Below are 6,197 nucleotides of genomic sequence, written 5' to 3'. Positions count from 1 at the left end.
GTTACCATTACCGCGGTAACCGCCGGTGTTCCTTACTGCTTACCTGCATCCGCAGCCTGCCAGATGGCTTTAATGGTGGCTTCATCGTTCATCCCGTCCGGGCATTGCGCGGAACGGGTATTGGCCCGGTACTTTAATCTTGGTTTTTTCCTGCCTAAGGTAACCACTCTTGTTACCGGCATTTGTAAATGACCATTAGCGTCATGGCTGGCCACCCATTGGTGGGCGTATCGCAGCCAGTTGTTGCGGTATTGTTCCGGCTGCTGGTAAAACCAGCTGATCTCATCAAAGCCCCAGGGGTAAATGGTAGTGGTGTCCGGCACACCGGGATGGTTGCTGATACCAAAATTATCCAACTCCACCAGGTAAGGCATAGCCGCGGCTTTCCAGCCACTGGGTGTAATACCGCCCTTGCTTCTCCCGAAAAGCGCATCTGTAAAACCCATCTCTAAAATGCCTTCCTGTGGCCGTTCCGGCACCGATTTGATCCGCAGCGGGAAGGAATTGAAATCCAGCAGGCTTTTGCCATTGGCCACCATGCCGCCGGAAGGCGTATGGGCATCCAGCAATACCCAATGATGACGGGTATGCGTTTTTGCATAGGCCCGGATTTTTTCCAGGAAGGCGGCCCACTCCGTGAGCTGTGGATCTTCCATGCCTATCAGGGCAATCTGGCCAAGATGGAGGGCTTCACATCCTACCTCCATATAGGTGCCGGCCAGGAACATAAACCAGAGGCGGGTTTCCACGCGGGTAATATCGGGTACGCTGTTGCCTTTGCTCCAGTGATCCACCAGCTTTCCTTTGATGTTCAGCATATCGGCATAACGGAAATGCCGGTTTTCCGGAGCCAGTCCCAGCGCCTTGAAGGTCCATGCAGGAATGGGAATAGTATTTACCTGTTCGCTGATCTGTTCAAAAAGGGCTGCCTGGAAAATGACGTCCGGGTCATTTTTCTGTACCTCCTTTACCAGTCGCTTCGCATTGTCGAGATAATCTTTGTTGTTCAGCACCGCTTCTCCTCCCCAGCGGTAAATGGCACGGCCAATAAACTTCGCCCCGGTGTTGCTGATCAGGCGGATATCGTCTTCCTTGTTCGGGTAAGGCGCATCAGAAGCATAGGGATCTACCGCCAGGAATTCGGTCATGGTAACTGCATGATCCAGGTAATGTTCCAGCACGGGCCGGGAGATGCCTTTTTCATCGAAAGACCAGGATTGGGCGCAGGCTGTAGCGGCCCACAAACTGATACCTGCGGTCAGCCATGCTGCCGCCGGACGCTGAGTGAATAGTGACATGTCGTGGAATAAATTTTCCGGACAAGATACCTTTTTTTGCCTGCTACAGATAACATTTTTGGTGGAGTGGCGCAATTGTTTTTATATTGAGGCCGTTAAACGAGCCAGCCAACATATGAGATCACTGCCGGATATTTTTCCAGTTTTGTTTACACCCCGTCTTCACCTGGTTGAAATTGAACATTTGCATCAGCCGGACCTGTTTTACCTGCTGACAGATAAGAGGGTTACCCGCTACTATCACGTTATTCCATTGAATGAAGTAGCAGATGTTCGTCCTGTTATTGATCTTTTCAGGAAACGTTTTAACGATAAAGAAGGTATCCGCTGGGGCATTGCCCTGGAAAATAAAACAGAGCTGATCGGGTTTATCGGTTTCAATAATTATGAAACTGCAGATACAGTGCCCCTGGTATTTGCACTGGTGCAGGAGTATTGGGGGAAAGGCTATATGGCCGAGGCTATTGAGGCGGTGGTGCAATATATTTTTACTGCACTGGAGGCGAAAAAAGTGGTGGCTGATTTATTGCCCGGTAATGTAGCGTCGGAAAGGGTATTGGTAAAAACAGGATTCCATCATGAAGGGCTGGTAGCCGGCGGCATGGTGTGGGACAATAAAAGTTATGATGTGAACCGTTATGTCCGGCAGCCCAACCTGTAAGTACCCCTACCATTCAGGGCATAAAAATGCCACATCCTTTAAAAGGAAGAGTAAAGATACTTACAGCAGGATTAAGCTTTTTTAGCGGCGGCTTTCTTGGGAGCAGCTTTCTTTGGCGTCACTTTTTTGCCGGCGGCTTTGGGAGTGTTGGCTTTGGGAGCGGTTGCTTTTTTGGCAGCAGCTTTTTTCTTAGGCTTTGCAGGGTCTTTCTGTTTATCCGTTAGTCCTGCGGTCATCGCTTTAGCGGCTTTTTTTACATTCCTGAGAAATTTCTTTTCTCCCAGCTTCTCTTTTAAATCGCTCAGCGCATTCAATACGGCGGCTACTTTTGCACCGGCTTCTTTTTTGAGATGCTTGCCGGTTGGTTTACTCGAATCAGTCATGGAGCATTATGTTATTTAGGAAAATGTTTATATTCAAAATTAACAATTAAATAATATTGGCAATGTTAAGTTTTATAAACCTATGATTCATAAAGAATATTCTGATCTTAATGAAACTGATTTCGGCTATAAATTTGCTATATTGGGGTAGGCTGCCTTCCTTGTGTCGGAGCTTGTTATTGTTTTAACCATAGGGGTATGGGTTCCAGAGATGTTATTATTATAGGAGGAGGCCTGTCGGGCCTCACCAGTGCTATTCATTTATCGAAAGCAGGATTACAGGTAACCGTAATCGAGAAAAGCAAATATCCTTCACACAAAGTCTGTGGAGAGTATGTTTCCAATGAAGTATTACCATATCTGCAGTCGCTCGATGCAGATCCCGCGGTATTACAGCCTTCACGGATCAACCGGTTAATTATTTCAGACCATTACGGGAAAACGCTGGAAACGCCGCTTCCATTGGGAGGTTTTGGGGTAAGCCGTTACACGTTCGACCAGTTCCTCATGCAAAAGATGATCGCCAATGGTGTGGAGTTAATTGAAGATACGGTGACCAACGTGTTTTTTGAAAACGACCGTTTTTTCATTGACACCAACAGCTATGGTGTTTTTTCCGCACCCGTGGTGCTGGGAGCTTATGGCAAAAGAGCGGCGCTCGACGGGAAACTTTCCCGTCCTTTCTTCAATGAAAAATCACCCTGGCTGGCAGTAAAATCACATTACCGTGGCAGCTTCCCCGCCGATATGGTGGGTCTTCATAATTTCGACGGAGGTTATTGCGGGGTATCAAAAGTGGAAGATGATATTTTGAACATCTGCTACCTGGTGAGCTATGAGAGCTTTAAAAATTTTAAGCAGATAGAATCGCACCGGGAACAGGTGTTGTACCGCAACCATCATTTAAAGGATATTTTTGAAAACAGCACGCCGTTGTTCGATAAACCTTTAACCATCAGCCAGGTGTCTTTTACTGATAAGGAAAAAGTATTGAATCATATCCTGATGATCGGCGATACTGCCGGTCTTATTCATCCGTTGTGCGGCAATGGTATGGCAATGGCCATACAAAGCGCACAGATAGCGGCAGAAAAAGTGCTGGCGTATTTTGCATCGCCGGCAGGTAACCGTTTGAAAATGGAACAGCAGTATATAAAGGACTGGAATAAAATGTTCAGTGGCCGGATGCGTACCGGCCGCGTATTATCACGACTGTTCCGTAATGAAAAGCTTTCTGCTACCATGATGAAGGGATTGATCCTCTTCCCCGGCCTGCTGCCTGGGATTATCAGGCGTACCCATGGCAAACCGTTAAATGCTGTACCGGAATGCGTGTAGACACCAGGTACCGGAGCCATGCTGCTGAAATCATGGACGATTTTAACATGGAAGGCGATCTGCTGAAGGCTACGCTCGACAAAATTGCACAGATCAATTCCCTGCTTGGAGGGAACCGTATCACACGGGAAGGTGTGGCGGCTTTACTGAAGGATATCCCGGCACAGGAGGAAATTACCATCGCGGATATTGGCTGTGGTAACGGCGATATGCTGCGGCAGCTGTCGGATGCCTTTTCTTCGGAAAGAAAAATAAAACTGGTGGGCATTGATGCCAACCCGGCTACGGTAACGCACGCACGGAATTTATCAAAAGATTATCCGCATATTGCCTATTATTGCCAGGATATTACCCGGCCAGCCTTCCGGGAACAACGCTATGATATTATTTTATGCACGCTTACCTTGCATCATTTTAAAGAAGCGGAGATCCGGGAGCTGCTCAGGATGTTTTACATGCAGGCTGCCAGGGGAGTAGTGATCAACGACCTGCACCGCAGTGCCGTCGCCTACCGCCTGTTTCAGCTGGTATGCTTCGTGTTCAATTTAAACAGGATGGTCAGGGAAGATGGACTGGTATCTATTCTCCGGGGATTTAAAAAGAAAGAATTACAACATTTATCGGCAGAACTTAATATTGATCAGTATTCCCTCAAATGGAAATGGGCGTTCCGGTATCAATGGATAATCAATAAAATATGAGCGTTAAAATTCAGACTGTCACCAAAGCACTACCGACTTACTCAAGAACTACCGCCGAAATTATTCCCTTTTTATCCTTATGGCTGCAGGGCCAGGAGGAAAGATTTATCCGCAAGGTGATCAAGATATTTGAAGGCGCGGGTGTGGATAAGCGTTATTCCATTATGGGACCTGAAGAAGTGTTTACAAAAACTTCTTTTGAAGAAAAGAATAATATTTATCAACGGGAGATGATTGCCCTGGGCCGTACCTGCCTGCAAAGCGCACTGGAGAAAGCCGGGCTGAAAGGAACAGATCTCGATTATATCATTACCGTAAGCTGTACCGGCATCATGATCCCTTCATTGGATGCATACCTGGTAAATGCTTTGCAGCTGCGCCAGGATATTGTGCGCCTGCCGGTTACTGAAATGGGTTGCGCGGCCGGTGTTTCGGGCATCATCTACGCAAAAAAAATGCTGGAAGCAAATCCCGGTAAAAGAGCGGCGGTAATAGCCGTGGAATCACCTACGGCCACTTTCCAGCTGGATGATTTTTCAATGGCCAATATTGTCAGCGCAGCTATCTTCGGCGATGGCGCCGCCTGCGCTATCCTCTCTTCCCATGAGCAGGACAGCGGCCCCGAAATCCTCGCGGAGGAAATGTATCATTTCTATAATGCAGAGTACCTGATGGGCTTCCATCTCTCCAACAGCGGTTTAAAAATGGTGCTCGATATTGAAGTGCCTGAAAAAATTGAAGCGCACTTCGGCGATATTGTACATCCCTTCCTCGCAAAAAATAATCTCACCATCGAAGATATCGACCACCTGATCTTCCATCCCGGAGGAAAAAAGATCATCAACCTCGTGGAAGAACTGTTCCGCAGTATGGGAAAGAAACTGGACGACACCAAAGAAATTCTGCGGCAATACGGCAACATGTCGAGCGCTACAGTGTTATATGTACTGGAAAGGTTCATGGAGCAATCGCTTCCCAAAGGCGATAAAGGATTGATGCTGAGCTTTGGCCCTGGTTTTTCTGCGCAACGAATACTATTACAATGGTAAAAGAGTTTTCTTCATACTGGGCATTAATATTGGGTGGCAGTACCGGGCTGGGACTGGCATCTGCGCGTAAACTGGCCGCGCATGGCATGAACCTCTGTATTGTGCACCGCAACACCCGCGTGGAACTCGATAGTATAGAACGGCAGTTTGAGGAGATAAGGGCAATGGGCGTACAACTGCTTACCTTCAATACGGATGTAATGAATGCAGGAAAACGCGCAGCCGTACTGCAACAACTGCAAACCGCCATGGGCGAAAGCCGGATCCGTTGCCTGCTGCACAGTATTGCCCGTGGAAATCTTAAAGCTTTGCCCCACCTGGAGGCGGATGATTTTAATACCACCATCGGGAATATGGGTGTGAGCTTATACGAGTGGTCGGCCGATATCCTGCAGAGGCAACTGTTTGCCACTGATGCACGTATCCTTTCTTTTACAAGCGATGGCGGTTACAAGGCAATGGAACATTACGCTGCCGTATCAGCCGCCAAAGCGGCGCTGGAATCCATTACCCGGAGCATAGCGCTGGAATTTGCGCCACATGGTATCCGGGCTAACTGTATCCGTGCAGGTGTAACAGACACGGCATCACTGCGGAAAATTCCCGGCAGCAACGCATTACTGGAGCATAGCAGGGAAAGAAACCCCTTCCGGCAGCTTACCACGCCGGAAGACGTGGCAAATGTAGTATACCTGTTGTGCAGGGACGAAGCCGCCTGGATCAATGGAGCTATCATACCGGTAGACGGAGGCACACATATTCATTAG

Annotated in this window: 7 protein-coding genes; 5 read left to right on the top strand and 2 right to left on the bottom strand. The window is 48.0% G+C overall.

Features of this window, described 5'->3' with window-relative positions; all coding sequences use genetic code 11:
• Positions 1-32: 32 nt before the first annotated feature.
• Positions 33-1,298 carry a hypothetical protein gene (locus VIM72_RS03870; protein WP_332001552.1) on the bottom strand — a complete coding sequence of 422 codons (1,266 nt, stop codon included), beginning with the start codon at positions 1,296-1,298 and terminating at the stop codon, positions 33-35.
• A gap of 115 nt (positions 1,299-1,413) precedes the next feature.
• Between VIM72_RS03870 and VIM72_RS03865 the strand changes: the two genes are divergently transcribed.
• A complete protein-coding gene (locus tag VIM72_RS03865; RefSeq protein ID WP_332001551.1) occupies positions 1,414-1,959 on the top strand; it encodes a GNAT family N-acetyltransferase in 546 nt (181 codons plus the stop codon).
• Positions 1,960-2,030: 71 nt separating this feature from the next.
• Here the strand turns inward: VIM72_RS03865 and VIM72_RS03860 are convergent, their stop codons facing one another.
• The gene (locus VIM72_RS03860; protein WP_325644599.1) at positions 2,031-2,342 is read right to left on the bottom strand and encodes a hypothetical protein; all 312 of its coding nucleotides are present in this window, start codon (positions 2,340-2,342) and stop codon (positions 2,031-2,033) included.
• A gap of 198 nt (positions 2,343-2,540) precedes the next feature.
• On the opposite strand from VIM72_RS03860, the gene VIM72_RS03855 reads away from it, so the two are divergent.
• The 4 genes from VIM72_RS03855 to VIM72_RS03840 are packed head-to-tail and all read left to right on the top strand — an operon-like array spanning position 2,541 to position 6,197.
• On the top strand, positions 2,541-3,680 hold the full coding sequence (locus tag VIM72_RS03855) for an NAD(P)/FAD-dependent oxidoreductase (RefSeq protein WP_332001550.1): 1,140 nt from the start codon (positions 2,541-2,543) through the stop codon (positions 3,678-3,680).
• Positions 3,671-4,381, top strand: coding sequence for a methyltransferase domain-containing protein (locus tag VIM72_RS03850; protein ID WP_332001549.1), 711 nt, complete (start codon positions 3,671-3,673; stop codon positions 4,379-4,381). Before VIM72_RS03855 ends, VIM72_RS03850 begins: the two co-directional genes overlap by 10 nt.
• The gene (locus VIM72_RS03845; RefSeq protein ID WP_332001548.1) at positions 4,378-5,430 is read left to right on the top strand and encodes a type III polyketide synthase; all 1,053 of its coding nucleotides are present in this window, start codon (positions 4,378-4,380) and stop codon (positions 5,428-5,430) included. Before VIM72_RS03850 ends, VIM72_RS03845 begins: the two co-directional genes overlap by 4 nt.
• A complete protein-coding gene (locus tag VIM72_RS03840) occupies positions 5,424-6,197 on the top strand; it encodes an SDR family oxidoreductase (protein ID WP_332001547.1) in 774 nt (257 codons plus the stop codon). Before VIM72_RS03845 ends, VIM72_RS03840 begins: the two co-directional genes overlap by 7 nt.

Origin of the sequence: Chitinophaga sp., from assembly GCF_036569185.1 — a bacterium.
GTDB lineage: Bacteria > Bacteroidota > Bacteroidia > Chitinophagales > Chitinophagaceae > Chitinophaga.
Note: the sequence above shows the minus strand (reverse complement) of the source record. Positions and strands in the feature narration are given on the sequence as shown.

What these genes read in the sequence shown, in the direction of transcription:
- VIM72_RS03870 (WP_332001552.1), bottom strand. Translation starts at nt 1,298, where the DNA reads ATGTCACTATTCACTCAGCGTCCGGCGGCAGCATGGCTGACCGCAGGT.
- VIM72_RS03865 (WP_332001551.1), top strand. Translation starts at nt 1,414, where the DNA reads ATGAGATCACTGCCGGATATTTTTCCAGTTTTGTTTACACCCCGTCTT.
- VIM72_RS03860 (WP_325644599.1), bottom strand. Translation starts at nt 2,342, where the DNA reads ATGACTGATTCGAGTAAACCAACCGGCAAGCATCTCAAAAAAGAAGCC.
- VIM72_RS03855 (WP_332001550.1), top strand. Translation starts at nt 2,541, where the DNA reads ATGGGTTCCAGAGATGTTATTATTATAGGAGGAGGCCTGTCGGGCCTC.
- VIM72_RS03850 (WP_332001549.1), top strand. Translation starts at nt 3,671, where the DNA reads ATGCGTGTAGACACCAGGTACCGGAGCCATGCTGCTGAAATCATGGAC.
- VIM72_RS03845 (WP_332001548.1), top strand. Translation starts at nt 4,378, where the DNA reads ATGAGCGTTAAAATTCAGACTGTCACCAAAGCACTACCGACTTACTCA.
- VIM72_RS03840 (WP_332001547.1), top strand. Translation starts at nt 5,424, where the DNA reads ATGGTAAAAGAGTTTTCTTCATACTGGGCATTAATATTGGGTGGCAGT.